We start from the raw sequence: 26,588 nt of genomic DNA, 5'->3' as shown, positions 1-26,588 counted from the left end.
GCCGGACGATCGATTCCTGCGCTTTCCGCCGGGCAGCGTTTTACTTCAGGTGGTCCACCAACTGGTCCGCGATACCGGTGTACTTGCCCGGAGTGAGTGCCAGGAGGCGTGCTTCGGCTTCGGGCGACAAGCCCAGGCTCGAGACGAACTCCTGCATGCGGACGGCATCGACGCGCTGACCACGGGTGAGGTCCTTGAGACGCTCGTACGGGTTCTCCATGCCCTCGACGCCGGCGATTGCCTCAGCGCGCATGACCATCTGGATCGCCTCGCCGAGGACTTCCCAGTTGGTGTCGAGATCGGCTGCCAGTACCTCCTCGGCAACGTCAAGTGCTTTCAACCCCTTGGCAACATTCGAGATTGCCAGGAGCGAGTGCCCGAATGCGACGCCGATGTTGCGTTGCGAGGAAGAATCGGTGAGGTCCCGCTGCCAGCGGGAAGTGACCAGTGTGGCGCCGAGAGTGTCCAACAGTCCGTTGGAAATTTCCAGGTTGGCCTCGGCATTTTCGAAGCGGATCGGGTTGACCTTGTGCGGCATAGTGGAGGAGCCGGTGGCGCCGGCAACCGGGATCTGCCGGAAGTAGCCAATCGAGATGTAGCTCCAGATGTCCGTGCAGACGTTGTGCAGAATGCGGTTGAAGCGGGCGACATCGGCATAGAGCTCGGCCTGCCAGTCGTGGCTTTCGATCTGCGTTGTCAGCGGATTCCACGTCAGTCCCAGGCCCTCAACGAAGGACCGGGCTACGGCCTCCCAATCGGCGCCGGGAACGGAAGCGACATGCGCTGCATAAGTGCCGGTAGCGCCGTTGATCTTGCCCAGGTACTGGGTCTTGGAAACGCGGTCCAGCTGGCGGCTGAGGCGGTGCGCGATGACTGCCAGTTCCTTGCCAAGGGTTGTGGGAGTTGCCGGCTGGCCGTGCGTGCGGGAAAGCATGGGGACGGCTCGGTTCTCCTCTGCCATCGCCTCGATCTGCTTCACCAAGGCACTGGCAGCAGGGAGCCAGACATCTTCCACGGCACCCTTGACGCCCAAGGCGTAGGAAAGGTTGTTGATGTCTTCCGATGTGCAGCCGAAGTGCACCATTGCGGTCAGGTTCTCGATACCGATCGCCGGGAGGCGGCGGCCGATGTAGTACTCAACCGCCTTGACGTCGTGGACTGTGACGGCTTCGATTTCAGCGAGTTCCGCGACTGAAGCGGCGTCGAACTCGGTGACAATGGCGCGCAGCTTCTCCTGCTGTTCGCTGGTGAGGGGCGCGGCGCCGGGAAGTACGTTGTTGCTGGTCAGGTGGATGAGCCATTCGACTTCGACGGCCACGCGGTCCCGGTTGAGCGCGGCCTCGGACAGGTAGTCGACCAGGGGAGCGACGGCGGACTGATAGCGGCCGTCCAGCGGGCCCAAGGCGATCGGCTCCGGCGACTCGGCGAGAGCCAGGCGTCCAGAGGGCGTACGGGTTACAGCGGCGGCGACGGTTTCAGGCATGAGGCAATTCTTTCATGAACTCGGCTCGTGCCATTAAGCCGGCCTTCTCTATGTGGACAAGACCTCGGCTTCCCCTTCGAAGTGACGTTTCCGGCAGGTTATCCACATAGCCGGGCACCTCGGTTCCGCACCTTCGGAGCTCAACGTAGCGTCGGTGCCACAACATCCGATGACACAGAGGAGGCACGGTCTTGAGCAGCATTCTTGTGGCGGCCGGGGGAACGGATCTGGATTCGCAGCAATGTATTTCTCGAGCCGGGGAGATCCAGAAGCTCGGATCGAGGATGAGCGCCTGCGCCGAGCAAGCAGACGCAGTTCTTGCCAAACTGGCGCAGTTGCAACTTGAGCAATGGGAGTCGCCCGCCGGCCGCGCCTACCGGACCACGCTGGCTTTGCAGGCTGCCTCCCTTCGCAGAGGGCGCGATGCCTTGCGCGAGGCCGCTGCGGCGACCCTCCGCCATGCCCGGAATGTTGCATTGAAACCCCTGCCGGGCTTCTGATGGCTGAGGTCGCTCCGATCGGCGGGGGCGGACCTCCCCGCCCCCGGGCACCCGAGCCGGATGGCACACTGCGGATACGCGGTGGCGTCGGAGGAATCCACTTCCAATTCGAAGAACTCCATGCAGGCGCTGCCGCGCTGGACGGGCTGGCGCTCCAACTGCAGGCCATTGAGGTGGAGGCTGAAGCGGTGAGGGTGGCACTCTTCCCACATCAGGCCTCCTCCTACGCGAGTGGAAGCAGGGCGATTATCGCGGTCGGTGAGAGCGGCCGGGAGATTGGACGGGTCCGCGAACAGCTCCAGCGAATTAGTGATGGCGTCAGGGCAAGCCACCGTGAATACGAGTTTGCTGAATCACACATGGCGATCAGGCTACGAATGGGCCTGGGAATGCCGGACCTCGGGAACGGCCCGAATCGTTTGGATCTTGGGGCCCGGGGAGTCACAGAAGGAATCGTCCAGGACCTCTCCCGGATTCTGGCATCGATGATGGGGTTGCCGCCGGCAGCGGCCAACCTCGCAGGTGCCATCGCCGGACCAAGCGACGCCGGTGCCATGGTCAGGGCCATCGTGGCGATTCCCGCATTCGCCTTCCTCAGGCCGCGCCCTATTTCGGTGAGCAAGGGAGAAACAGCCACCAAGAGCGTGGACCTTTCGGCCGCAGGAATGCTCCGGGAATTGGGTCACGTCGCTGCCGCTTCAGAGGGCGAAATTGAAGTGGTCCAGGTAGATAAGGAGGGAGAACGGGCGTGGGTGGTGTTGATTCCGGGAACCCAGCCCGGCAATCCGCCGGGAGGCAGAAATCCTTTGGACGAAGCCGGTATCGCCGAAGCGCTGGGATACAACTCGACCGAAACCAGCAAGGCCATCCGTCAGGCATTGCATCAGGCAGGCGCGGCGGCCGGCGAAACGGTGGTGGCAGTCGGCCACAGCCAAGGCGGTATCCATGCCATGAACCTGGCACAGGACAAAGCGTTCCTCGCCGAATATAACCTCCGTTTTGTGGTGACGGCCGGATCACCGGTGGGCGGGATCACGCCGCAAACGGGCATCGGGAGCCTGCATCTCGAGCACGAACATGACTGGGTTCCCGGTGCGGAAGGCAAAGCGAATCCGGACACCAAGGACAGGGTTACGGTGACCATGACGAACCCGGTGATCCTGGAACCCGGCGAAAACCCGGGCATCGGGCTGGCGCACAAGCTCTCGGGCTACGAGGAAGGGGCAAAGCTGGTGCAGCGCAGTTCCGATCCTTCACTGGCCGCCTCGACAGCCACGCTGGCCGGAATGCTGGGCGTTGGCGGAGTAGCCAAGGCCAGCCGGTTCAAGCTGACCCGCGAGGCACACCGTGCCCCGCGGGGAGGGCGGTGAGAAAAGCGGACGAAGATGCCGGCGTAAGGCTCCCTACCGCCTCCCACCCGGAATCCAACTGGCCACCATGGAGATCAGGCTGATGATGATCGCGGCGAGGACTGCGGTCCAGAAGAAGCGGTCGATGGTGAGGTGTACCGGCGTGTAGCTGCTGAGCCACGCCGTCAGGGACAACATGGCCGCGTTGATGACAATGGTGAACAGGCCGAGGGTAAGGATCGTGATCGGAAGGGAGAGAAGCTTGACCAAAGGCCGGACTAAGGCGTTGACGATGCCGAAAATGAGCCCTATGAAGAGATAGGCAAGAATCACGCCCAAGGTTTCGTCGCCTTGTGTGACCCCCGCGTTGCTTACTGCCTTGGTGGTAGCCGAAGTGGAAATATCCATGCCGGGCAGAATCCAGCTGGCAACCCAAAGGGCCAGCCCGTTGATCAGGACACGCACAATGAATGAACCCATACGCCCATGCTTTCATATGCGCTTGCTTTCGCAGGAGCTAGCCGGAGGGCTCGCCAGCATGGCCCAAAGCCCTGCCAGTAGGCTGGTGCCATGAATTCTTCTGACAACGCACCGGAGGGCGTGCGTCCCCGCCCGGTTGTGGACAGGCTCCCAAAATATGCTGCAGGCAAGCCGCCTGCAGCGATAGCGGGCCTGACCAGTTACAAACTGTCGTCCAATGAAAACCCGCTACCCCCGATTCCCGCTGTGCTTGAGGCGATTGCTGATCAGTCGGACATCAACCGGTACCCGGACCCGCTGTCCACCAAGCTGCGCACTGCGCTCGCTGACTTCCTGGGCATCCCCGCTGACGACGTCGTCACCGGTGCCGGAAGCCTCGGGGCCCTGAACCAGATCCTTTGCACCTTTGCCGGACAGAACCACGACGGCAAGGCTGACGAGGTCATCTATGCCTGGCGCTCGTTCGAGGCTTATCCGATCAGCGTGGGGCTGGCCGGGGCCGAAAGCGTCCAGGTTCCATTGCTTTCCGATGGACGCCACGATCTCGAGGCCATGGCGGCCGCTGTCACCGTCCGCACCAAGGTGATTTTGCTCTGCACTCCAAACAATCCCACGGGTCCCATCCTCACCGCCGAGGAGACCGAACGGTTCATCCAGTCAGTTCCGGCGGGCGTCGTCGTTGTTATCGACGAGGCCTACCAGGAGTTCGTCAGGAGCGAGAACGCCGTGGACGGTATCAAGTTGTACCGCAAGTACCCCAACGTCGTGGTCCTGCGCACCTTTTCCAAGGCCCACGGCCTTGCGGGACTGCGCGTCGGATACAGCGTTTCCGGTCCGGAACTCACGCAGCACCTGCGCGTCACTGCAACGCCGTTTGCCGTTTCGCAGATTGCCGAACGCGCTGCCATTACTTCCTTGGAGAATTTCGACCAAGTTGTTGAAAGGGTACAAAGCCTCGTCGATGAACGGGACCGCGTTACCGCAGGACTCCGGGAGCTGGGATGGTTCGTGCCTGAGGCGCAGGGCAACTTCGTGTGGCTGAATCTTGGAGAGAGCAGCGCCGAATTTGCCGGACTGGCAGGCGAACGGGCGCTGTCCGTGCGGGCCTTCGGCAACGAAGGCGTGCGGGTCAGCATCGGAGAGGTCGAGGCCAATACCCGATTCCTGGAGCTCTGTGCGTCCTATACAAAAGCGCCGCAGGCTTCCTAGCGGTTAACAAATGCCCCTGTGTCCCTTACTGCGGATAAAGTAAGGGACGAAAGCCAAGATATGCCGATTCCGGAATGCATTCCGGAATCGGCATATATCAGCGAATATTGCTCCAGCATCTGGCTGCGGCAGGCAAGGAGACGGAATGGGCTCAACTCAATTGCCCACCCCCGGGATCAACGGAACGGGACTGGATCAGCAGTCTCCCGCGGGAGGCTCTTCAAGCGATCCCGCTGCCGAGATGATCCAGCTGCTGGGGCCGGACGGCAAGCTAGGGACAGATCCCGTCTTCTCGGACTACGCCAAGCGCCTTGATCCTGAGCAGCTCCGGGGCTTCTACGCCGATATGGCCAAGGTGCGCCGTTTCGACCAGGAGGCCACGGCCCTTCAGCGCCAAGGCGAACTCGCTCTTTGGGTTCCCCTCACCGGCCAGGAAGCCGCCCAGATCGGCTCCGGCCGTGCCACCCAGCGGCAGGATTACATCTTCCCCACATACCGGGAACACGGTGTTGCGCTGACTCGTGATGTGGATCTGGCGGAACTCCTGAAGCTTTTCCGCGGAATTTCGAATGGTGGATGGGATCCCACCGAAAACAACTTCCATCTCTACACGCTCGTGCTTGCGGCGCAGACGCTGCATTCCGTTGGGTACGCCATGGGAATCCAGCGCGACCAGAAGCTCGCGGAAGCCAATGGTTCCAATGACCCGAAGGCTGCCGTTGTGGCCTACTTCGGCGACGGTGCCAGCTCCGAAGGCGACGTTCACGAGTCCATGGTCTTCGCCGCGTCCTACAACGCTCCCGTGGTGTTCTTCTGCCAGAACAACCACTGGGCCATCTCGGTCCCCACCGAGGTCCAAACCAAGGTTCCCTTGTTCAACCGGGCCAAGGGATACGGCTTCCCGGGCATCCGGGTGGACGGCAACGACGTCATCGCCGTCCATGCGGTCACCGAGTGGGCGCTTGAGCATGCGCGCGAGGGCCGCGGGCCGGTGCTCATTGAGGCGTATACGTATCGCGTCGGTGCCCACACCACGGCGGACGACCCCACCAAGTACCGCGAAACGGCTGAGGAAACGGCGTGGCGTGGCAAGGATCCCTTGGATCGCCTGGAGAAATATCTCCGCAACGAGGGCTTGGCCGACGATGCGTTCTTTGAGCAAGTCAAGGTTGACGGCGACAAACTCGCAGCCCACGTCCGCAGCACCACCCAAAGTCTGCAGGGCCCGGACTTCCGCGAGTCATTCGCGGGGGTCTATGCCGAGCCGCACCCGCTGGTGGCCGAGGAGCTTGCTTGGTTCGAGGAATACTCCGCCGGATTCGAAGGCGACGAGGAAGAGGGGACGAGCAACTGATGTCCACCATGACGATTGCCAAGGCCATCAACGAAGGCCTGCGGGCCTCGCTCACCAACAACCCGAAGTCCTTGCTCATGGGGGAAGACATCGGGCCGTTGGGTGGCGTCTATCGCGTGACCGACGGACTTGTCAGGGAGTTCGGCGTAGACCGGGTAGTGGATACCCCGCTGGCTGAGTCCGGCATCGTCGGCACCGCCATCGGCCTGGCCTTGCGCGGCTACCGTCCTATCTGCGAAATCCAGTTCGATGGCTTTGTGTTCCCTGGGTTCAACCAGATCACCACCCAACTGGCAAAGATGCATTCGCGCAGCGGCGGCAAGCTGACCGTTCCCGTGGTCATCCGCATTCCCTATGGCGGCGGGATCGGCTCGATCGAACATCACTCGGAATCGCCGGAAGCGCTGTTTGCGCACACCGCCGGGCTGCGGATCATTACGCCCTCCAACGCCCACGACGCCTACTGGATGATCCAGCAGGCTGTTGACTGCACGGACCCGGTCATCTTCTTCGAACCCAAGCGCCGCTACTGGCTGAAGGGCGAGGTGGACACCGACGCCCCAGGGCCGGCGTCGGACCCGTTCCAGGCGCACGTCCTGCGGGAAGGCTCCGACGCCACCATCGTGGCCTACGGGCCGCTTGTACCGGTCGCCCTGGCCGCCGCAGCGGCGGCGGAAGAGGACGGGCGCAGCATCGAGGTGATCGACCTTCGCTCGATTTCACCCATCGACTTCGACACCGTCACCGCTTCGGCCAAGAAAACCGGCCGCTTGATCGTTGCGCACGAAGCCCCGACGTTCGGCGGGATCGGCGGCGAGATCTCCGCGCGGATCAGCGAGCGTGCGTTCCTGCACCTCGAGGCTCCGGTGATCCGCGTGGGCGGTTTCCACATGCCGTATCCCGTGGCGAAGGTGGAAGAGGACTACTTGCCGGACATCGACAAGCTGCTCGAAGCCCTGGACCGTTCCCTGGCCTACTAGCCGCCCCTGATTGCACCCGCCGCCAAGCGGCCGGGCCAGCCGAGATCGAGGACCTAAGTGACTGTTAAGAAATTCAACCTGCCGGATGTCGGCGAAGGCCTGACCGAGGCCGAAATCGTCTCGTGGAAGGTCAAGCCGGGCGACACCGTTGCCATCAACGACGTCATCTGCGAGATCGAGACCGCCAAGTCCCTCGTGGAATTGCCCTCGCCGTACGCCGGTACCGTGGCGGAATTGCTCGTTGCCGAGGGCATCACGGTTGAAGTAGGAACCCCGATTATCGGCATTTCGGACAGCGCGTCGGAAGAACAACGGCCCACCCCGGCGCCGGCTTCGCCTGCGGGGGTGCCGCCAGCGTCCGCTGAGCCTGCCGCGGAGCAGCTCGAAGAGACCCTGATGTACGGCAAGTTGCCCGACGACGCCGGAACGCCCGACGGCGGCCCCGCCGGCGGTCCGCTGGTCGGCTCAGGTCCAAAGGCCGACGCCGTCAAGCGCCGCCCGCGCAAGCGTCCGGGAGGCGTTACCGCTGTCCTCGCGGCCGCCCCGAGCGCGGCACAGCAGCCCACGAGCGCGGCACCCGCGGCCGCCCCGAGCGCGGCACAGCAGCCCACGTCCGCAAACCAGCCCACGTCAGCAAGCCAGGCCGCAGCAAACCAGGCAGCTGCAAACCAGGCGCCGGGCCTCACGGGCCTGGGTGCGACGGTCAGCGGCCTCGTCAACCGGGTGTTGGCCAAGCCTCCCGTGCGCAAGATCGCCCGCGACCTTGGGATTGACCTTGCCGACGTCGTTCCCACGGGATCCCGCGGCGAGGTAACCCGCGAGGACCTGGTCAGCTACCAGTCCCAGCGCGACGCCGAGGTGGACCAAGCAGATAAGTTCTGGGGCGCCTCCAAGAAACCACAGGATCAGCGGGTGGAACGGATCCCGGTCAAGGGGGTCCGCAAGGCCACCGCGAAGGCCATGGTGGAATCGGCCTTCACGGCGCCGCATGTGAGCATCTTTGTTGATGTCGATGCCAGCCGCACGATGGAATTCGTCAAGCGGCTCAAGGCCTCCAGGGACTTTGAGGGGATCAAGATATCGCCCCTGTTGATTCTGTCGAAGGCCGTGATTTGGGCGGCGGCACGCAACCCGAGCGTTAACGCGACCTGGGTGGAGAACGCCGACGGCAAGGGCGGAGCGGAGATCCACGTCAAGCACTACATGAACCTGGGTATCGCTGCGGCAACGCCGCGAGGGCTCATGGTCCCGAACATCAAGGATGCCCAGGACCTTTCCCTCAAGGAATTGGCCCTCGCGCTCAACGAGCTAGCCAGTACGGCACGCGCGGGCAAGACCCAGCCTTCGCAGATGCAGGGCGGCTCGCTGACCATCACGAACGTCGGCGCCTTGGGCATCGACACCGGAACGCCCATCATCAACCCCGGCGAGGTGGCAATCGTCGCGTTCGGCACGATCAAGCAAAAGCCGTGGGTGCTCGACGGTGAGGTCATTCCCCGCTGGATCACAACGCTCGGCGGTTCATTCGATCACCGGGTGGTGGACGGGGACCTTTCCGCCCGCTTCATGGCCGATGTGGCAGCCATTCTCGAAGAGCCGGCGCTGCTGCTTGACTGAGCGCCGGGTGGCCCGGATCCTGACTGAAGTCTTCCAGCCGCCCGTCGTCGTGTCCGTCTTGCTGCTCATCAGCCCTGCGGTGCAGCCGGGATTCCCGGGGACGATATGGTTCGGTGTCCTGGCGGCGTTCTTTGTGTGCATGCTGCCGCTGGCCTACATCCTGCTCATGGTGAGGCTCGGAAGGCTCAGCGACCACCACGTGAGCGATCGCAGGGAGCGTACGGCCGTGCTGATGCTCGCGCTCGTGTCAGTGGTGGTGGGGCTGGTGGTTCTCAACCTCATCCATGCCCCGACGAGCGTCTCCGCGATGATCCTTGCCCTGATTGGCGGCATCGCGGTGCTAGCCGCGGTCAGCCTCGTGTGGAAGATCAGCGGTCATGCTTCGGCAATTTCCGCGGCCGCAGTCATAGTTGCCCTCATGTTCGGGCCGGTGTGGCTGCCGCTGCTGCTTCTGGTGCCGGCGGTCGGCTGGTCCCGCGTCGTCCTGAGGGACCACACCCGGAGCCAGGTCATTGCCGGATCGTTGTTCGGCGGGGTGGTCATCGCGGGACTTTGGTGGATCCTGAGCGGCTGGCTGGGCTAGTAGGACGTGTAGCTCAGCGCAAGGTCGCGCAGTTGCTGCTCGCTCAAGCTGCCGATCATTCCAAAGGACAGCACCAGGGCGAGGGCTCCGACGGCGAGCATGGCGGAAGAAACTACAAGCAGCAATTTCCAGTCGGAGCGAAGGATGCTGCGGAACGTCTCGGGCATCTGGAGCAGCGGGGAGATCATGTTCGGCGCGCTGTCTACTGAGCCGTCGTCGAGAAGTGCCACGATGCGGTCATTTGCCCGGTCGAAGCGCATGGAGGTGATGTGGTTGCCGTGGCGGGCGAGCAGAATGTCGTGTCCGACGCGTTGGCGCGGCTGAAGACTAAGCAAAGGGGATCCCCTACGGGTTGTGGTGATGGGCGGCTCGCGCCCTCGGGGGCCACCTCAATTTTATCGGAGGCGCCCTGGCCTCAAGGCCCTAAACGGCCAAAATCGGGGTGAGACCGCCCACCACAACGCGTGATCCCCGTCAAAGTTCCCGGGCGGGGATCACGCGGCCCGGTCCACCGGACCGAGAAGGCCCAGCCCGGGCGGTAACGTCTTCCGGGGGCCTAGCGTTCGTCCGTCTTGGCGATGTAGACGTCGCACGGCGCGCTGTGTGCCACCGTGTTGGCAACGCTGCCCAGGACCCTGGCCAGTCCTTGCATACGACGGTTCCCGACGACGATCACTTCGGCACCCACTCGTTCGGCTTCCTTGACCAAGGCCTCACCGGGCTTGCCGAAGACGGCCGCATAGCTTGTGGTCAACTGGTCGGAAGCGAGTTCGGCGGCCACTTTGCCGGCCACCTTCTCCGCGGCGTCGGCGTCGGAGAGAACCCACTTGTCCCCTCCGCTTTCGACGACCTCCACGTGGGCGCCTTCAAAAGCTGTGATGACCCGAAGTTCCGCTCCCAGTGCGGTCGCCAAATTCTTTGCCGAATCGGCGGCCCGTCGCGCTGTTGCGCTGCCGTCGACTCCGACGAGGACTATTCCGCTCATATATCTGCTCCTTTGCTGATGACGTCGATGGCTTCTTGCAAAACCGGTGCCAATCGGCGGACGCCTTCGGCGATGGACTCCGGTGGCACTGCGCTGAAAGCCAACCTCAGTTTGTTGGATGGTTCGTCGGAGTGCGTGAACGCCGCGCCGGGGATGAACACGACCCCGGCCTCGATCGCCTTCTTGAGCAGCGGATAAGTGTCGACCCCCTCAGGCAGGGTGACCCAGACGAAGAAGCCGCCCTCGGGCCTGGTCCAGCTGAGGCCGGACGGCATGTGCTCTTGCAACGCCACCAGCAGGGCGTTGCAGCGTTCCTCGTAGAGGGCCCGGTAGGTGTCGATCTGCCCGCGCCAGTCGTAGTCCCGAAGATACGCCGAGATGATCATCTGGTTCAGGGTGGGAGGGCACAAGGTCACGGCTTCCGAGGCCAGATAGAAGCGCCGCTGCAAGTGATCGGGGACGAGGGCCCACCCGATTCGCAATCCCGGGGCAAAGATCTTGGAAAAGGAACCCATGTATATGACGTCGTGCTCGTTGGCGGCCCGCATGGGTTCCAGCGGGTGGCCGTCAAAGCGCAAGAGTCCGTAGGGGTTGTCCTCCAGCACCAGGATATTCGCGCTGCGGCATATATCGACGATGCGCTGACGCCTCGCTGGAGCGAGTGTGATGCCGGAGGGGTTATTGAAGTTGGGGATCGTGTAGAGGAATTTGATGGCCTTCCCCTGGGCGTGAAGCTCCGCGATCTTGGCTTCGAGAAGCTCGGGGACCAGTCCGTCCTCGTCCATGTCCACCGTTTCAACCTGGACCTGGTAAGCCTCGAAGGTGTTCAGTGCGCCCACGTACGTGGGGTTCTCGACGAGGACGACATCGCCCGGATTGCAGAAGACCTTTGTGGCCACGTCCTGGGCCGACTGGGAACCCGCGGTGATAATCACGTTCTCCGGCCGGGCGTCCTTGATGCCTTCGGCGGCCATGATCTCGCAAATCTGGGTGCGTAGCTCCTCGGTGCCCTGGCCGCCGCCATACTGCAGCGCCGTCATGCCTTCTTCCGCGATGATGCGGGCGGCGGTTTGGCCGAGCTTCTCAAGGGGCAGGGACTGCAGGTAGGGGTTCCCGCCGGCCAGGGACACGAGGCCTGGCCGCATCGATATGTCGAAGACGTCACGCACGGCGGACTGCTTGATGTTGGCGGCGCGCTCCGAGAAAAGTTCCTCGTGGCGGTGGGCGGCAGTTGCTGCCCGCTCTATTGCGTCGATTGCTTCCGCGGGCAACTCGGGCCCGGCATCCAATGTTTCGTGGGTCACAGTGACAGGATACTCCCCGGAGTTGCCAACTGAGCAACGGATGTTTCATCCCAAATTCGGAATTCCCGGTGCGAAGCGCTTTACGTCCTGACACGGGAAGGCTGGAATAGAGCCATGATGACGCATCCTGAACTCGAGTCCAAGGCTTTCCGCTTCCACGAGCTCCATGCCGCACCGCATGCGCCCCTGGTACTGGTGAACGCGTGGGATGCGGCATCGGCGCGGATGGTCGAGGAGGCGGGAGCGACGGCAGTAGCAACCTCCAGCTCGGCGGTCTCCTGGAGCCTGGGGTACCGGGACGGGGACCACCTTCCCCGCGAACTCGCGATGGCCGCCCTGTCGCGCATGGCAAAGGCCACTCGCCTGCCCGTGACGGCGGATATCGAGACTGGGTACGGGCGTACCGACGAGGAACTCCGGGCCACGATTCGAGCGGTGCTGGACGCGGGCGCCGTCGGGATCAATATCGAGGACTCAGCGGACCAACCGCTGAGCGAGATCGCCGAACAGTCCAGTCGCATCGCACTGATCAGGCAGACGGCCGAGGACGCAGGCGTCAGGCTCTTCATCAATGCGCGCACGGACACGTACTGGTCTGGAAAGTTCCCCGATACCGCATACGAGGAAACGCTGCGCCGTGCGGATGCCTATTGCCTGGCCGGGGCGGACGGAATATTCGTGCCGGGGTTGGCGGATCTCCATGTCCTGCACGAACTTTCCCGGCGGATTAGCGTGCCGCTCAATGCGCTGGCGGGCTTGGGCTCGCCGTCGCCCGGAGAATTGCACGACGTCGGTGTGCGGCGAATCAGCATTGGAGGCAGTACCGCCAGGGCCGCGTACGCAAAGGTCTCCAGGTTGGCGAAGGAAGTCCTTGGGGACGGAAACTGGTCAGGCCTGGCCGGCACGCGGAGCTATGCAGACATGGATGCGCTATTCGAGTGACTGGCCGCCCGGGCGCAAAATCAAGGCGTCCGCCAAGGTATCCCCGTCAAGGTAGATTGCGGCCTGGGATGCTCCCGTAGCCGCCACCGCGGTCTGCGCCAGCTGGGCTTCGATCCGCGTTTGCTCGCATGCGCCTCCGGAGCGAAGTGATCCGCTGAGGTTTACGACGGCGGTGGTGCCGTCGAGATAGCCCGAAACGTAGCGAAGCGCGGAGCCGGAGATCGCGTTGTACAAGCCTGCCCGGGACGCAGTGTCGTCGGACGCCAGCAGCCGACCCATTGCCGTGGCCAGCGGGTCGCTGCCCGAAGGAGCCGTGATTTGCACGGGCACCAGGCTGTCGTCGCAGCCGAACCGGACACCCCGGCTGCCGCCGTCGCCCATTGCTACGAAATACACAGTGGTCCCAGTCGATCCGCCGGCGGTGGGGAGGGGCGCCGGTGCGCGCGGAGTCGCTGTGGTTGGGAGGGGCACTGGCGCCCGCGGAATTGCCGCCGTCGGTGGGTTGAAATACGGGGGAGCGGCCGGACGGGGTGCCGGGACCGGCCCTGCTACGGGCTTCTGGGTAGCCTGGAAAGTGCCCGGTGGGGCCGCTTGCGCCGAGCGTGACCCTGCCGGATTGCCGCCGTCCGGGGAAGCGCAGGCAGCCAGGCAGAGCGCGAGCGATAGGCAGAGGGCAGCGACCGCCGTCGTCGTGCCTTCCACTCCGTGCCTGACCCCCATGACAGCCCCGCTCACCTCTGGTGCCTGTACCTCAACGTTACGGCCGGCCGTCCGGGTGTGGGGCGCCCAGCCCATGACGGTTCGGCCTCAGCTCAGTCACGGAATGGTAGCGGTGCGGTGACCCGCTGCTTGCCGACAAAGAATGCTCCCGTCCCCGCCTTACGGCAGGACGGGAGCATTCTCTCAATGCGGGGCAAGCCTGGGAACTAGGCTGCTACTTCTTCTTCCTGGACGGCGGTCAGCGGCTCGAAGATGCCCTTGATCTGCTCAACAACCTCGGCGTCGTCCTTCGGGTGAAGTTCGGCAAAGCGGATCATGGAACCCGGAACGGCAAGCTTGACGTCCTCGAGAACCTTGGCGCCGGCGATGCCGGCAGCTTTGCGGGCCTCGTCCTGTGCCCAGACTCCACCGAACTGGCCAAACGCGGTTCCGACGACGGCGGTCGGCTTGCCTGCGAGGGCGCCGGCGCCGTAGGGGCGGGACAGCCAGTCGATGGCGTTCTTGAGGGAAGCGGTCAGGGTGCCGTTGTGCTCGGGCGTGACAAACAGGAGAGTGTCAGCTTCGGCTGCTGCCGCACGCAAGGCTGCGGCTGCGGCAGGAACCTGGCCTTCCACATCGATGTCTTCGTTGTAGAACGGGATGTCGCCGAGGGAGCCGTAAATCTGTACGTCGACATCTTCCGGGGCGTTGAGCTGGATGGCTTCGGCGAGCTTGCGGTTGTGGGAATCGGCGCGGAGGCTGCCAACCAGGGCGAGAACGGTGTTCTTGGACATGGGAACTCCTTGGGTCTGGCCGCGGACGGTGCCGCAGGCGTTCGTTCTTAGAGGCTTTTACCGCCTTCGTAGATTCTAAACGGACTGCGGTCCGCTTAATATTCCCGAGGCTAGAATGTTTTTGTGAGCCTCATCCCCATCCGGCCCGGGCAGCCTTTCGGGACGCAGCCGGAGCGCAGCGACGCCGCGCGTAACCGCGAACGGCTCCTTCAAGCTGCCAGGGATCTCGTGGCCGAACACGGAGTGGACGCCGTCACCATGGACATGCTGGCGTGCCGGGCCGATGTCGGGAAGGGAACGGTTTTCCGCCGATTCGGCAGCCGGGCAGGACTCATGATGACCCTCCTGAGCGACGCCGAAGCGGAATTCCAGCGAGAGTTCATTTTCGGTCCGCCGCCGTTGGGCCCAGGGGCGCCCCCGCTTGAGCGCCTCATTGCCTTCGGCGAAGCGCGCATCAAGTATGTCGAAGAATACGGCGAGCTGGCGCGTGCCGCCGCGGAACATTCCCCGCAAAACCGCCACGACGCCCCGCCGGTAGTGTTGTGGCACCGGCATATCGAAATGCTGCTGCGGGAAGCGGGACTGGACCGCGATCCTTGGCTTCTTGCTCTTTCCCTCGGTGCCACCTTGGATCCCGAGCGCATTCTCCATTTCCTTCGCGCTCACGGAGTCGCGCCGGCGCGCGTCGCGGCATCATGGCGCGAGCTCGTCACGCGCCTCCTGAAAGACTGCTGACAAACCATCACCGGGATACCTTGGCCCGGTAGCGTAGCGGCATGAACCTCACACCGATCCGCACGGCCGTCGTCGGCTTTGGCCTTTCCGGCAGCGTCTTTCACGCGCCGTTCATCGCGGCCGACCCCGCGTACTCGCTCGACGTGATCGCTACTTCGGACGCGGGCCGTAGGGCCAAAGCCCAGGAACGGTATCCGGGCACGAGGATCGTGGACAGCCCGGACGACGTCCTGGCGCTCGCAGGCGAGCTGGACCTCGTGGTGCTCGGCACGCCGCCCGCCACTCATCACCCGTTCGCGAAGGCCGCGCTGGAAGCCGGACTCGACGTCGTCGTGGACAAGCCATTCGCGGTGACTAGCGCGCAGGGGCAGGAGCTGATCGAGCTGGCCGCGAGGCTGGGCCGCGTTCTCACGGTCTACCAGAACCGCCGCTGGGACGGTGACGCCCTCACGGTGAAGAAGCTCCTCGACGACGGGAAGCTGGGCGAGGTCATGCGCTGCGAAGCCTCGATGGAGCGGTGGGCGCCCCAAATAAGCAAGGCGTGGAAGGCAAGCGCCACAGCCGACGACGGCGGTGGGCTGCTTTTCGACCTGGGAACCCACCTGCTGGACCTGGCTGTGCAGATGTTCGGGGCCGCCGAAGTCATCCATGCAGAAATCCTGGCGCGACGGCCACAAGAATTGGCCGATGACGACGACTTCCTGGTCCTAAAGCACGCTACCGGTGTGATCAGCCACATCGCCATGAACGTCAGCAGCCAGCTTCACGCACCACGCTTTCGCATCCTCGGCAGCAAAGGCGGCTTCGTGAAGTACGGAATCGATCCCCAGGAGCCGTTCATCCTGGCAGGCGGCCTACCCACAGATGGCGGTTACGGCGTCGACGATCCGCAGCACTACGGCATCCTGGAAGTCGATGGCGCGCGGACCACGGTACCCACTGAGCGCGGCGCCTACCAGGAGTTCTACCGGATCCTTGCGGAGAAGATCGCCGACGGCGGGGTGGCCTCCGCCCTGCCGCTCCCCGTGGATCCGGCCGGACCGGTGGAGGTACTCAAGCTGATTGAGCAGGCCAGGGCGCTGGCCTGAAGTTTTTTGTATCGGGCGTAACCTCGCCGGGACCGCCAGCGATGTAAGGGGAGTGTGGACAACGTCCGCGCTGATCATCCAGTAGCGACAAAACCGCTGCCGGAGTAGTCCTGAAAACGTTTGTCGGAGGTCTCATGTCCTTGTTCACTGTCCTTGCCACCAGCAAAATCGCCGCCGGCGCCCTTGCCGCCGGAGCTGTAGCGGTTGGCGGAACCGGCGTCGCAGCCTTCAACGGAGCACTCCCCAATGATTTGCAGAAGAGCGCCCACGAGCTGCTCGGCGCCCCGGCCCCGGTAGCGTCCAAAGCAGCCGAGTCCGCACTGTCCAAGACGGCTGGCGCGTCCCAGATGGCGACGTCCAAGGCCACGGACGCCGTGGCCGACGCGAAGTCCAAGGCCACGGACGCTGTCGACGACGCAAAGTCGAAGGCCACCGCAGCAGCCGCTTCTGCCAAGGCCACCTCGCCTGAGGCGTTCGGCCTCTGCACCGCTCTCCTCAACGGTGGCCTGAAGGGCGACGCCAAGGTGCCCGGTTACTCCTCGCTGGTTGTTGCCGCTGGCGGCGAAGCCAACGTCAACGCACACTGCGCAACCGTGGTGACCGAAGGCAAGGCCGTCGGCCTGAAGGCTGACGGGTCCGCTTCCGCCAACGCCAACGCCAACGCTGACGGAACCGCCGCACTGCCCGCTACGCCTGCTGTGCCGGCTGTCCCCGCTACGCCTGCCGTGCCGTCCGTCCCGGCTGTCCCCACTGTTCCGGCCGTCCCTTCCCAGGTGCCGACCGTACCTGTGCACGTGCCGTCCGATTCCGTCACCCCGTAACAAGGCGGCTAGGCTTGAACGGCGGGGCTCCTTGGCGAAGTGACAAGGAGCCCCGCGCCGCAACAAGATGCAACAAACGGCAGCAGTGATCATCTCCCAGGCCAGGAATGACCACCGCGCTGCGTGGGATGGAGGGGTCGCGGGTGCTTGACCCTGTGGCTGATGAATATTTGCAGGCGGAAGAGCAGGATCCCGCCCTGCTCTTCACAGCTGCCTACAACGAGTTCTCCGGACCGGTATTTGGATACCTACGCGCCCGCGGCGTAGACGATCCGGAAGCAGTGACCCAGGACGTGTTCCTGGCTCTCTATCCCAAACTGGAATCCCTCCGCGGAGGTCTCCAGGGGGCCAAGAGCCTCCTCTTCTCCATAGCGCACGCCCGAATGGTGGACCACTACCGCAAGCGGGAGCGCACACCTGATTCCGCGCCCTACGAATCCGACCTGGATTCTCGACGCACGCCTTCAGCCGAGGAGCAGGCATTCGGGCATGGGGAAGGCCTGGGCGTAACCGAGTTACTGGCCGACCTCAACCCCGACTACCGGGAGGTCCTGGCACTACGGGTCGTGGCGGACCTGTCAGTGGAAGAAACAGCGGACATCATGGGCAAGTCCCAAGGGGCCGTGAAGCAATTGCAGCGCAGGGCATTGAGTGCACTGAGAGAACGTGCACTACTAAGGAATGGCACATCATGAGCGAAAAATCCGCATCCCGCGGAGAGCAGGGCATTGACCGTCTGCTTGCTGAGGCCGGCCTCGACGAAGCGTACGAGATCCGGGCCGAGCTGCTGGAGCTGCGCGCCCTCGCGGGCACCCGGCCGCAGCCATCGGCGGCTGTGCAGGCCTTGATGGCGCCCGCCCGCGTGGCGATGGCGCCCACGGTCGAAACGGACACGGCCGAAAGCCCTGCCGAGCCTTTCGATGAACTGGCCGCCCGCCGTCGTCGTAAGCGCCGTGCAGGCATTGCCACCCTCGCGGTGGCAGCGTCACTTGCCGCCGGGGCCACAGCAGCAGCAGCGTCCAACGGCGGCATCCCCGGCACGATCGAGCACTTGGGTGCCGCGGTGGGATCCGTCGTCTCAAAGTTTGCCCCCGGATCCGGTGGGAACGCGCCGCAGCAGCAGGGAACACTCCCGACGCCGGACCGGCTCCCGAGCCACGACGCCGGCCTGCCGGTACAACCGACGCCGGCCCATACCAGCCCTGACGCAGCGGTTAACGGCGAGCCGTCCACGCCGCGGGCGACTCCTGGTCCCGATAGTGCCGGTTCGCAGGCGGACCCGAGCAAGGGATTGCCGGACATCGCCAAAGGCAAGCCTGCGCCTGTCACCATCCCGACGCCGACGATCCCAAGCCCCGGAATCACCTTGCCGCAGTCGGTCCCGTCAGATCTGCTCCCGGGCAGCCCGGTCAAGCCTTAATCAGACGCCCTCGCGGAGAAGAGGTGACCGGGCGTCGCCAAGAACGCCGGTATAGGTGACCGGGCGTCGGAGGAGACGACGACGGCGGGGTGCCGCTTCCTGTGGAAGCCGCACCCCGCCGTCGAGCTCGTCTAAGCCGTTACGCTGAGACCAGGTTGTGCCAGTCGGCAACGAGGGGCAGGTTGTGCGCCTCGGATACCGAGCGGTGGGTGACCTTGCCTGCCGCGATGTTGAGGCCGGCGGCGAGGGCCGGGTCGCGGTCGAATGCGGCCTTGACGCCCAGGTTGGCCAGCGAAACCGCGTAGCGCAGCGTGACGTTGGTCAGTGCGTAGGTGGAGGTGTTCGGAACGGCGCCCGGCATGTTGGCGACGCAGTAGAAGATCGTGTCGTGGACCTTGTACGTGGGTTCCTGGTGCGTGGTCGGGTGCGTGTCCTCGAAGCAGCCACCCTGGTCCACGGCGATGTCCACCAGCACGGATCCGGGCTTCATGCGGGACACGAGTTCGTTGGTGACCAGTTTGGGAGCCTTGGCGCCCGGGATCAGCACGGACCCGATGACGAGGTCGGCGTCGACCACGGACTTCTCGATCTCGTACGCGTTCGAAGCGACCGTCTTCAGGCGGCCCTGGTAGAGGGCATCGAGTTCGCGGAGGCGGTTGATGTTGATGTCCATGATGGTGACATCGGCGCCCAGGCCCAGGGCCATGGCGGCGGCGTTGGTGCCGGCAACACCGGCGCCGAGGACAACTACCTTCGCGGGGCGGACACCCGGGACGCCGCCCAGCAGCACGCCCTTGCCGCCGGCAGGAGCCATCAGTGAGGAAGCGCCGACGACGACCGACAGGCGGCCGGCAACCTCGGACATCGGGGCCAAGAGGGGCAGGGCGCGGCCATCCTGGACGGTTTCGTAGGCGATTGCCGTGACGCCGGAGTTGATGAGTTCCTGGGTCAGCTCGGGTTCGGCGGCCAGGTGCAGGTAGGTAAAGAGGATCAGGCCCTGGCGGAAACGGTGGTATTCGGCCTTGATGGGTTCCTTGACCTTCATGACCATGTCGGCGCGTGCCCAGACGTCGTCGGCTTCGGCCACGATCTCCGCGCCGGCGACTGCGTATTCCTCATCGGTGATGCCGGAGCCCAGGCCTGCGCCGCGCTCCACCAGTACGGTGTGGCCGTGGGTGCGGAACTCGTGAACGCCCGCGGCTGTGATGGCGACGCGGAATTCGTTGTTCTTGATCTCTTTAGGGACACCGATGATCATTTAGGGCTCCATGTTCGAAAGGCCTCAGCGGCCTTTTTCTCTGCGGTGGACTGTGATTCCAGAATAAATCCGCTGTGAGCCAGGCGACAGGAAAGGCGATCACGGCCGTCATGGGGTTCCGCGAAATTCCGGGGTTTTTGCCGTCCCTCGCTCGACATTTGTCGATACTGAGGGCGGCAGGTGTCGCCTGATGTTCGTGAGGCAAAGTAGTGTTTTCTCCATGCAGCAGGACGTGGAGAAAATCGTCGAGGACGTCGCACTAAAGCTTGGCCGCGGGCTCTCCCTGGAAGACCTCGACGGCGTGCTGCTCGCCTACAGTTCCAACCAGTCCCACGCCGACCGTGTGCGCGTGAATTTCCTCTTGAGCAAACGGGTTCCTGTGGATGTCAGTGCATGGCAGCTCTCGCACGGGATTGCCACCGCGGTGCGTCCCGTCGTCGTGCCCGCCAACGAGGAACTCGGGATGGTGGGACGCGTCTGCGTCCCGTTGCTGGTGCGCGGATTCCGCGTCGGATACCTCTGGGTCCAGCAGGACCTTGACGAGCAGACGGCGACGGCGATCCTCGCCGAGTTGCCGGCCGTCCGGGACGAGCTGGACCTCCTCGCGGGATTGCTGCTCGATTCCAATACTGCCGAGTCGGAGTTCCGGCGCCGCCGCGAGCAGGAGTTCCTCGCTGCATGCCAGGGCGAGTCCAACGCCGTGGCCGCCGTCGCGGGATGGAAGGAGATCCAGGGCCGGGGACCCTGGCAGCTGGTTACCGTGCTCGACGCAGAGGACAGTGGCGGGGTCTCGGATCCGATCGCGGCAACACTGACGCACCGTTCCGCCGCGCTGCAGGCCACCATCGGGGTCGATTCCGTGCTTTTCAGCGCCGGCACCGAGACCCACTCGGTCCTGTTATTCCGGGAAACCGGCGGCAGGGCAGAACATGCCCAAGTCCTGGTCCATTATCAGCTGGAACTCGCCAAGCGCGCAGGCCGGAAGGTGGACCGCGTCATTCTGGGCATCAGCGAGCCGTTTTCAGTCATCCGCCAACTTGGCCGGGCGTACCGGCAATCGAAGATCGCCGCCCAGGCCGCTGCCGTCGATCCTCCGCTCGGCGAGCTCGTAGACAGTCGCTCCGCGGGAATCTACCAGTTGTTCGAACGGCTTCAGGCGCCCGGCGGCTGGGACGATTCAGGCTCGGTGCATTTCCAAGCGATCGAGGACGCGGACCGCAACGGCGAGCTGCTTCCCGTGCTTGAGCTGCTCTACGACAGTGACGGCTCCGTGCAGGACGTGGCTGCGAAGCTCCACTTGCACCGGAGCAGCATCTACAACCGGCTGGCCAGGGTCCGCCAGCTCATCGGGGCAGATCCGCTGAATGGCGCCACCCGGCTCGAACTCCATGCAACCCTCAAAGCCCGCCGCTGGGCCGGACGCCCGCGGATTTGACGGCGCAGGCAACGGAGGCTGCCCGGGCCTGATTGGTGACGCTGGCCTACCTGTTGAACTGCCTCAGCTGAATACTGCAGCGCCACCGGTCCGGGCGGTGTTGAATCGTCTGCGTCCGGGTATGCCGGCAGCAGCGCCCGTGCCACTCGACCGCGAATGTTCGATGCTCTCCCATCCTCACTGCAAGGCCTTGGTTGCTGTGTCCAAGACCGATCCCAGATCAACTCCGGGTTGGGTGGGTTGCGGTGTAGGGGAGGGGTTGGCCGGGGTCCGCGGCTTCCAGGAACCGGTGGGCGCGGGCGTCGGAGACGCCGGCCCCGTGGGATCCGGAGCCGGGTCCGAAGTCGCCGGCCCGGTCGGAACAGGGCTGGGAGCCGGAGCAGGTTGTGCCGGCACCGGAATGGAAGGAACAGGCGCCGGAGTGAGGCTCGGGGGCAGTGCTGACGGGATTGCGGCCGGAACCCGGACGGAGATCGAGGGGGCCGGTGCGCTCGACGGCTGGAGGACGGCGGGTCCTTGCGGCGAAACCTGCGCCGGGTCCGCGCCGGTCTGTCCGGCCTTCGCGCTGGGGGCAGCTGCCGAGGGCGAAGCTGCGGGGCTGGGGGAAATGCTTGCCGTCATGGAGGAAGCGCCGGACGGCGTGGCGCCCTGGTTGTCCGCGCTGCTGGTGTCTTGGGCGCGGGATTCCTGGCCAAAGAAGGGCAACTCAAGCGCGTGGCCAAGGGAACCGGCGGTCAACAAGATGCCTAGGGCTCCTGCAACCACGGCCATGCGGTTGCTCATCGTCTTGATGCTGGCGGCCTTCTTGAGGACGGTGTGCGGTTCACGGCTGAACGAGGAACCCGCAGAGGACGCTGGACCCACGGCGGTGGGAGGTGCGGGTATCGCGGGAGCCACTGTTGCAGGGGCCTCTGTTGCAGGAGCCACTGTCGGAATGGCCGCGGTTTCGCTGGCTTGGGAAGCTCGCTTCTGTTCGGCAGCGCGTTCGGCAGCTCGTGCGGCCGCCCGCGTGGTGGGCGCCGCCGTCGCCGGGGTTGCCGTGGCGGAAGGGGCCGCCGTCGTGGGCTCCGCCGTCGAACTCAAGGACTCAGTTGCCGGTACAGCGATAAACGTTCCGCCGTCTTTGGCGCGACGACGTCCGGTTGGTTTGGTACCCTCGCGCGCCACTTGGGCACGGCGAGGCCGATCCATGGTTGGGGACATGGTGATTGCCTCTCAACGCCTTCGAGGTTAGCTGTCGGGTTCGGACGAGGCCGTCCGGCCGCACAAGGCGGCTTCACCCCAAGGGCCTGTGGAAAAGGAGGCCCGGAGACTCTGGGTCCCCCGTCTCTGCCGCGGATCTAGCGGATTCCGGGTTGCGGCAGAGCTCGGCGTCAACTCGGAAGCGGCCCGGCTGGGGACTGGGTCGCCCCTCGACGTTACAACAGCGGTCGTCTAAAGTCACATTTGAATAACGGGCGCTAGCTTCGAGGTGTCATCTGTTGGTAGAACCGGTCCTATGGACCTGCCAGTGATGCCTCCGATCACGCCCATGCTCTCCAAAGCTGTTCCGACAATTCCCGATGTGGGGCATTTCGAGCCCAAATGGGACGGGTTCAGGACGATCGTTTTCAAAGATGGAGACGAGATCATCCTCGGCAGCCGCAACGAACGGCCCATGACCCGGTATTTTCCCGAACTCGTGGACGCATTAAGGAAGAACCTTCCGGAAAAGTGCGTGATCGACGGGGAGATCGTCCTTATTGCGGAGAACCGGCTGGACTTCGAAGGACTCCAGCAGCGGATACACCCCGCTGACAGCCGGGTGCGGATGCTCGCTGAGCAGAGTCCGGCATCGTTGATCGCTTTCGACATCCTCGCGTTGGGGCAGGACAACCTGATGGACCGGCCCTTCGCGGAACGGCGCGCAACGCTCGAGGATGCGCTTGAAGCGGCGTCGGATCCGGTCTTCATCACTCCGGCTGTGACGGACCTCGGCAAGGCGCAGGATTGGTTCGCCCTTCTCGAAGGCGCGGGGCTCGATGGCGTCGTTTCGAAGCCCCTCGATGGCCTTTATCAGCCCGGCAAGCGAACTATGTTCAAGACCAAGCACGAACGCACCGCAGACTGCGTCGTGGCAGGTTTCCGCTGGCACAAAACCGCCAAGGTTATCGGGTCGCTGCTGCTCGGGCTGTACGACGGTGCAGGGCGCCTGCAACACGTGGGCGTCGTGGCGTCGTTTCCGATGGCGCGCCGCGAGAGCTTGGTGGCTGAACTTGAGCCCTACCGCGCCGAGCTGAGCGAGCATCCGTGGGGCAGTTGGGCCGATCCCGCCGGGGCAGGTTCCAGGATGCCGGGCGCAGTGAGCCGTTGGAGCGGCGGAAAGGACCTGTCTTTTGAGCCGCTGCGTCCCGAACTCGTGATCGAGGTGGCCTACGACTACATGGAAGGCGATCGGTTCCGGCACACCACCCAGTTCAGGCGTTGGCGGCCGGACCGGGATCCGGAAAGCTGCACATACGCCCAACTGGAAGAGCCGGCCGATTACGACCTTGGGGAGATTCTGCCACTGGAGTAATGGGGACTATTCCTCGTGCCCTTGGTCCATGCTCATCTGGTCCTCTGCGGGCGGCGTTTCGCCCTGGGGCACCCCGCCGCCGGGCTCGAGGCCGGTAATCGTGCCCTCCAGCGGGTCCGGGTTTGCCGATGCTCCGGGATCCTTCGCCTTATCCTCCTCCGGTGTGTCCACCGGTTCGTCAGTGTCGGGCGCTCCGAACGTTCGAGGATCGTCTTCAGGGTCGTAGCTCGTCATGGCATTCCCTTTCTAAGCACACTTAGTATTGGGTCGTCCGGCCAGCCTAGTCCGCGCCCGCGGACCCGATCAAGGGCGGGGCCGCGGGCTCATCCGTACCGCTTGTCTCGCCCGTCCGCTTTTGTGTCTCCAGCCACGCCATGATGTCCGCGAGCCTGATGCGCCGGTGTGTGCCACGGTATTCCACCGGGATTTCGCCGCGGTCGGTCATGTTCCGCAGGTAGGTGTGTGAGATTCCGGCGAGTTCGGCCGCCTGCGACGTCGTGAGCATTTCCTCGACGCTGCTCACGGTCACCGATTCTCCTCGGCCCAGCCTGCCAAGGAGGTCGACGACGGCGTCCCTCGCCTCATCCGGCAGGCGGTGGACCGTGCCGTCTACGAAAACGGTGATGTCGTTGCTGCCCTGAAGTGAGCGCGCCAAATTTCGGGCATCGTCCGAGGGCAAGCCGGGCGTCACGCGGGGAGCTATCAATGCCATGGCAGAAGCCTAGCCTTGCTCAAGGCTGTGCGGTTACGCCGTCGTGTAGATTCACGCCTATGGTCAACTACCCCGCCAATGCGGATCCAGGCCCCGCCGTGGCTGCTGCAATCGAGCTGCTGGTGCGGCAAGGCTACGATGCAACGTCCGTGGACGACCTCGCCGATGCCGCCGGTATTAGCCGGAGCACGTTTTTCCGCAAATTCGGTTCCAAAGAGGACATTGTTTTCGCCGATCACGACCGTATCCTTACCCGGGTCCAAGAGTCCCTTGCAGGCGCGACGGCGGATCCGTTACGTGCGGTTGTGGATGCGGCGCTTTTGGTCTTTGGCCACCATGTGGGCAACCGGACAACTTCGCTGGCCCGCTACGAACTTCTGCACCAGGTACCCGCCCTTCGCGACCGAGAACTGGTGATGACACACCGATATGAGCGGGCCTTTCGGAACCATCTCCTTTCCGCGCTGCCCGGGGGCCAAAGCCGGGAGGTCACTGCCGTGGCCTTCGCTGCATCGGTTGTTGCGGTGCACAACAGCGTCCTGCGCCAATGGCTTCGGGCAATCGCGGCGGCCGAACGCATCGAAGGTCCCGAACGCATCGAGCGTGATGCGCGCGAAGCCGAGGCCCAAGAGCTGGCCGCCCGGCTCAGGGGTGAATTGGGCGCTCTGGCCAACGCTTTCGCGACTGTTTCAGCGGCCGCCGCGGCGAGTAGTGAGGCGGCCGGTGCGCCTCGTCCGGAACATAATCGTCCCGCCGTCGTGGTTGCCGTCCTGGATCCGGCAGCGGGCACCGAGCAGATTCTTCAGGCGGTCCGAGACGCCCTGGCTTAGCCGTCTCCGCGGCGCGTCAGATTTTGCTGGATCATTCGCGTGTCCAACCTCGAAAGCCGCTTGTTTTCGGGGCCGGTCCGCGAGCAGGGCGGGATGATCCAGCAGAATGTATCTTTGAAATTGAGTTCCTTGACATGAAACTGAGTGTCAGCGCATGCTGGGAGTCGCAGATCGCACAACCCAAAGCGAGGATTCCCATGACGACGACGTCCGACAGCACCTCCGAAGAACTGGACGCGGTTTTTCCCACCGGCACGGTGGAGCCCGAATACGTCCTGGACAAAGCCCTTGACCCCGATCCGGCCTCAGTTTTCAAGGACGTCAGCGGCGAAGACCGCGCCTACTGGAACCGTGCGCGGACCTTTGTCCAGGACGAAGTGCTTCCGGTCATCGCGGGGTACTGGGAGCGCGCGGAGTATCCGCTGCAGCTGGTGAAGCGCCTGGGTGAACTCGACCTGCTGCGCGACGGAATCAACATCGACGGGTTCCCTGCGATGAGCAAAACCGCTGCGGGACTTGTGACCATGGAACTAAGCCGCGGGGACGGGTCCATCGGTACGGTGGTTGCGGTCCAGGGCGGTTTGGCGTTGCGGTCCGTGGCCGAATGCGGTTCCCCGGAGCAGCAGGCGCGCTGGCTTCCCGCCCTCTCCCGAGCCGAGGAATACGGCGCCTTCGCCTTGACCGAGCCGGCGCACGGCTCCGATTCGGTAGGACTCGAGACGACTGCGACCGCCGTCGAGGGTGGTTACGTGCTCAACGGTGAAAAGAAATGGATCGGCAACGGCTCGATCGGCGGCCTGACAGTCGTCTGGGCTCGCGGCGACGACGGGCAGGTTCACGGATACCTTGTCCCGCAGGATTCGCCCGGATACTCCGCCACGACCATCGAAGGCAAGCTTTCACTCCGGGCCATCTGGCAGGCCCATATCCGCCTCGAGGATGTCTTCGTCCCGGCCGAAAACGTGCTCCCGGGTGCCCGGAGCTTCAAGGACACGGCCCGGGTGCTCCTGGCGACCAGGCTGGGAGTGGCCTGGTCCGCCGTCGGGCATGCCACCGCCTGCTATGAAGCTGCGGTCCAGTACGCCGCGCAGCGCCGGCAGTTCGGCCGCCCGCTTGCTGCTTCGCAGATTGTGCAGGAGCGCCTTGCCCGCATGCACTCCGAGCTCGCCACCATGCAACTCATGGTCATGCAGATGACCAAGCTGGACGAGGAGGGCGTGCTCACTCCAGCGCAGGCGGCCCTTGCGAAGTTCACGTGCACCCGCACTGCCCGCAGCATCGCCTCGAATGCACGCGACCTGCTCGGGGGCAACGGAATCTTGTTGGCCAACCGCGTGGCCCGGCACTTCGCCGACATAGAGGGCATCCATACGTACGAAGGAACCGAGACCGTCCAAGCGTTGATTATCGGACGCTCGATTACGGGTGTCTCAGCCTTCGCCTGAGCGAGCCT

General features: G+C 64.4%; 28 protein-coding genes and 1 riboswitch. Of the genes, 17 read left to right on the top strand and 11 right to left on the bottom strand.

The genetic code is table 11. The features are described 5' to 3' along the window. Window positions 1-40 precede the first annotated feature (40 nt). On the bottom strand, window positions 41-1,483 hold the full coding sequence (gene purB, locus J2S96_RS05760) for an adenylosuccinate lyase (RefSeq protein WP_306860816.1): 1,443 nt from the start codon (window positions 1,481-1,483) through the stop codon (window positions 41-43). Between the two features lie 191 nt (window positions 1,484-1,674). Here purB and J2S96_RS05755 point away from each other — a divergent pair, with 191 nt between their 5' ends. Together J2S96_RS05755 and J2S96_RS05750 are read left to right on the top strand one after the other, a co-directional pair. Then, the gene (locus J2S96_RS05755; protein ID WP_306860814.1) at window positions 1,675-1,983 is read left to right on the top strand and encodes a hypothetical protein; all 309 of its coding nucleotides are present in this window, start codon (window positions 1,675-1,677) and stop codon (window positions 1,981-1,983) included. Next, window positions 1,983-3,353 carry a hypothetical protein gene (locus J2S96_RS05750; protein WP_306860812.1) on the top strand — a complete coding sequence of 457 codons (1,371 nt, stop codon included), beginning with the start codon at window positions 1,983-1,985 and terminating at the stop codon, window positions 3,351-3,353. The genes J2S96_RS05755 and J2S96_RS05750 overlap by 1 nt, the downstream gene beginning before the upstream one ends. Window positions 3,354-3,386: 33 nt before the next feature. Here J2S96_RS05750 and J2S96_RS05745 read toward each other — a convergent pair whose 3' ends face one another. Continuing rightward, window positions 3,387-3,812 (bottom strand): phage holin family protein, encoded by a 426-nt coding sequence (locus J2S96_RS05745; RefSeq protein WP_306860811.1) that lies wholly within the window; start codon window positions 3,810-3,812, stop codon window positions 3,387-3,389. A 90-nt stretch (window positions 3,813-3,902) separates the two neighbouring features. Between J2S96_RS05745 and J2S96_RS05740 the strand changes: the two genes are divergently transcribed. From J2S96_RS05740 to J2S96_RS05720, 5 genes are all read left to right on the top strand, one after another. Then, window positions 3,903-5,021 (top strand): histidinol-phosphate transaminase, encoded by a 1,119-nt coding sequence (locus J2S96_RS05740; RefSeq protein ID WP_306860809.1) that lies wholly within the window; start codon window positions 3,903-3,905, stop codon window positions 5,019-5,021. A 145-nt stretch (window positions 5,022-5,166) separates the two neighbouring features. Next, window positions 5,167-6,375, top strand: a complete 1,209-nt coding sequence (gene pdhA, locus J2S96_RS05735; protein ID WP_306860807.1) for a pyruvate dehydrogenase (acetyl-transferring) E1 component subunit alpha — start codon at window positions 5,167-5,169, stop codon at window positions 6,373-6,375. After that, window positions 6,375-7,355: an alpha-ketoacid dehydrogenase subunit beta gene (locus J2S96_RS05730; RefSeq protein WP_306860805.1), complete on the top strand. Its 981-nt coding sequence runs from the start codon at window positions 6,375-6,377 to the stop codon at window positions 7,353-7,355. The genes pdhA and J2S96_RS05730 overlap by 1 nt, the downstream gene beginning before the upstream one ends. A 57-nt stretch (window positions 7,356-7,412) precedes the next feature. Then, window positions 7,413-8,972: a dihydrolipoamide acetyltransferase family protein gene (locus J2S96_RS05725; RefSeq protein ID WP_306860804.1), complete on the top strand. Its 1,560-nt coding sequence runs from the start codon at window positions 7,413-7,415 to the stop codon at window positions 8,970-8,972. Then, a complete protein-coding gene (locus tag J2S96_RS05720; RefSeq protein WP_370873003.1) occupies window positions 8,929-9,555 on the top strand; it encodes a phosphatase PAP2 family protein in 627 nt (208 codons plus the stop codon). Before J2S96_RS05725 ends, J2S96_RS05720 begins: the two co-directional genes overlap by 44 nt. Here J2S96_RS05720 and J2S96_RS05715 read toward each other — a convergent pair. The 3 genes from J2S96_RS05715 to J2S96_RS05705 form a co-directional block, all read right to left on the bottom strand. Then, on the bottom strand, window positions 9,552-9,890 hold the full coding sequence (locus J2S96_RS05715; protein WP_306860800.1) for a hypothetical protein: 339 nt from the start codon (window positions 9,888-9,890) through the stop codon (window positions 9,552-9,554). The genes J2S96_RS05720 and J2S96_RS05715 overlap by 4 nt on opposite strands. Window positions 9,891-10,111: 221 nt before the next feature. After that, window positions 10,112-10,540, bottom strand: a complete 429-nt coding sequence (locus J2S96_RS05710; protein WP_306860798.1) for a universal stress protein — start codon at window positions 10,538-10,540, stop codon at window positions 10,112-10,114. Next, window positions 10,537-11,844, bottom strand: a complete 1,308-nt coding sequence (locus tag J2S96_RS05705) for an aminotransferase-like domain-containing protein (protein ID WP_306860796.1) — start codon at window positions 11,842-11,844, stop codon at window positions 10,537-10,539. The genes J2S96_RS05710 and J2S96_RS05705 overlap by 4 nt, the downstream gene beginning before the upstream one ends. A gap of 114 nt (window positions 11,845-11,958) precedes the next feature. Between J2S96_RS05705 and J2S96_RS05700 the strand changes: the two genes are divergently transcribed. Further along, on the top strand, window positions 11,959-12,786 hold the full coding sequence (locus J2S96_RS05700; RefSeq protein ID WP_306860794.1) for an isocitrate lyase/PEP mutase family protein: 828 nt from the start codon (window positions 11,959-11,961) through the stop codon (window positions 12,784-12,786). On the opposite strand, the gene J2S96_RS05695 is transcribed toward J2S96_RS05700, so the two are convergent. Together J2S96_RS05695 and J2S96_RS05690 are read right to left on the bottom strand one after the other, a co-directional pair. After that, on the bottom strand, window positions 12,775-13,506 hold the full coding sequence (locus tag J2S96_RS05695; protein WP_306860792.1) for a GerMN domain-containing protein: 732 nt from the start codon (window positions 13,504-13,506) through the stop codon (window positions 12,775-12,777). The genes J2S96_RS05700 and J2S96_RS05695 overlap by 12 nt on opposite strands. 206 nt (window positions 13,507-13,712) lie before the next feature. Beyond that, a complete protein-coding gene (locus J2S96_RS05690; RefSeq protein ID WP_306860790.1) occupies window positions 13,713-14,279 on the bottom strand; it encodes an NAD(P)H-dependent oxidoreductase in 567 nt (188 codons plus the stop codon). 123 nt (window positions 14,280-14,402) lie between these two features. On the opposite strand from J2S96_RS05690, the gene J2S96_RS05685 reads away from it, so the two are divergent. The 5 genes from J2S96_RS05685 to J2S96_RS05665 all read left to right on the top strand — a co-directional run bounded on the left by J2S96_RS05685 (window position 14,403) and on the right by J2S96_RS05665 (window position 18,343). After that, window positions 14,403-15,014 (top strand): TetR/AcrR family transcriptional regulator, encoded by a 612-nt coding sequence (locus J2S96_RS05685; protein WP_306860788.1) that lies wholly within the window; start codon window positions 14,403-14,405, stop codon window positions 15,012-15,014. A 41-nt stretch (window positions 15,015-15,055) separates the two neighbouring features. Beyond that, the gene (locus tag J2S96_RS05680) at window positions 15,056-16,102 is read left to right on the top strand and encodes a Gfo/Idh/MocA family protein (RefSeq protein WP_306860786.1); all 1,047 of its coding nucleotides are present in this window, start codon (window positions 15,056-15,058) and stop codon (window positions 16,100-16,102) included. 134 nt (window positions 16,103-16,236) lie between these two features. After that, window positions 16,237-16,923: a hypothetical protein gene (locus J2S96_RS05675; protein ID WP_306860784.1), complete on the top strand. Its 687-nt coding sequence runs from the start codon at window positions 16,237-16,239 to the stop codon at window positions 16,921-16,923. Between the two features lie 143 nt (window positions 16,924-17,066). Further along, window positions 17,067-17,618 (top strand): RNA polymerase sigma factor, encoded by a 552-nt coding sequence (locus tag J2S96_RS05670; RefSeq protein ID WP_306860782.1) that lies wholly within the window; start codon window positions 17,067-17,069, stop codon window positions 17,616-17,618. After that, entirely contained in the window at window positions 17,615-18,343 is a 729-nt protein-coding gene (locus J2S96_RS05665) for a hypothetical protein (RefSeq protein WP_306860781.1), read from the top strand. Before J2S96_RS05670 ends, J2S96_RS05665 begins: the two co-directional genes overlap by 4 nt. A gap of 139 nt (window positions 18,344-18,482) precedes the next feature. On the opposite strand, the gene ald is transcribed toward J2S96_RS05665, so the two are convergent. After that, window positions 18,483-19,601 carry an alanine dehydrogenase gene (gene ald, locus J2S96_RS05660; RefSeq protein WP_306860779.1) on the bottom strand — a complete coding sequence of 373 codons (1,119 nt, stop codon included), beginning with the start codon at window positions 19,599-19,601 and terminating at the stop codon, window positions 18,483-18,485. Between the two features lie 220 nt (window positions 19,602-19,821). On the opposite strand from ald, the gene J2S96_RS05655 reads away from it, so the two are divergent. Beyond that, window positions 19,822-21,036 (top strand): PucR family transcriptional regulator, encoded by a 1,215-nt coding sequence (locus J2S96_RS05655; protein ID WP_306860776.1) that lies wholly within the window; start codon window positions 19,822-19,824, stop codon window positions 21,034-21,036. Window positions 21,037-21,213: 177 nt separating this feature from the next. On the opposite strand, the gene J2S96_RS05650 is transcribed toward J2S96_RS05655, so the two are convergent. Continuing rightward, window positions 21,214-22,239, bottom strand: coding sequence for a hypothetical protein (locus tag J2S96_RS05650; protein WP_306860774.1), 1,026 nt, complete (start codon window positions 22,237-22,239; stop codon window positions 21,214-21,216). A 2-nt stretch (window positions 22,240-22,241) separates the two neighbouring features. Beyond that, window positions 22,242-22,392: riboswitch (cyclic di-AMP (ydaO/yuaA leader) on the bottom strand. A 142-nt stretch (window positions 22,393-22,534) separates the two neighbouring features. On the opposite strand from J2S96_RS05650, the gene J2S96_RS05645 reads away from it, so the two are divergent. After that, window positions 22,535-23,593 (top strand): ATP-dependent DNA ligase, encoded by a 1,059-nt coding sequence (locus tag J2S96_RS05645; protein WP_306860772.1) that lies wholly within the window; start codon window positions 22,535-22,537, stop codon window positions 23,591-23,593. A 6-nt stretch (window positions 23,594-23,599) separates the two neighbouring features. Here the strand turns inward: J2S96_RS05645 and J2S96_RS05640 are convergent, their stop codons facing one another. Both J2S96_RS05640 and J2S96_RS05635 read right to left on the bottom strand, forming a co-directional pair. Continuing rightward, entirely contained in the window at window positions 23,600-23,827 is a 228-nt protein-coding gene (locus tag J2S96_RS05640; protein ID WP_306860770.1) for a DUF6480 family protein, read from the bottom strand. A 46-nt stretch (window positions 23,828-23,873) separates the two neighbouring features. Then, window positions 23,874-24,305, bottom strand: coding sequence for a helix-turn-helix domain-containing protein (locus J2S96_RS05635; protein ID WP_306860768.1), 432 nt, complete (start codon window positions 24,303-24,305; stop codon window positions 23,874-23,876). Between the two features lie 59 nt (window positions 24,306-24,364). On the opposite strand from J2S96_RS05635, the gene J2S96_RS05630 reads away from it, so the two are divergent. Then, window positions 24,365-25,135, top strand: coding sequence for a TetR/AcrR family transcriptional regulator (locus tag J2S96_RS05630; RefSeq protein WP_306860766.1), 771 nt, complete (start codon window positions 24,365-24,367; stop codon window positions 25,133-25,135). Between the two features lie 197 nt (window positions 25,136-25,332). Beyond that, the gene (locus J2S96_RS05625) at window positions 25,333-26,580 is read left to right on the top strand and encodes an acyl-CoA dehydrogenase family protein (protein WP_306860764.1); all 1,248 of its coding nucleotides are present in this window, start codon (window positions 25,333-25,335) and stop codon (window positions 26,578-26,580) included. The last annotated feature ends 8 nt before the right edge of the window (window positions 26,581-26,588 follow it).

This window comes from Arthrobacter bambusae, assembly GCF_030812595.1.
Lineage (GTDB): Bacteria > Actinomycetota > Actinomycetes > Actinomycetales > Micrococcaceae > Arthrobacter > Arthrobacter bambusae_B.
This window is presented reverse-complemented; position numbering and strand designations above follow the sequence as displayed.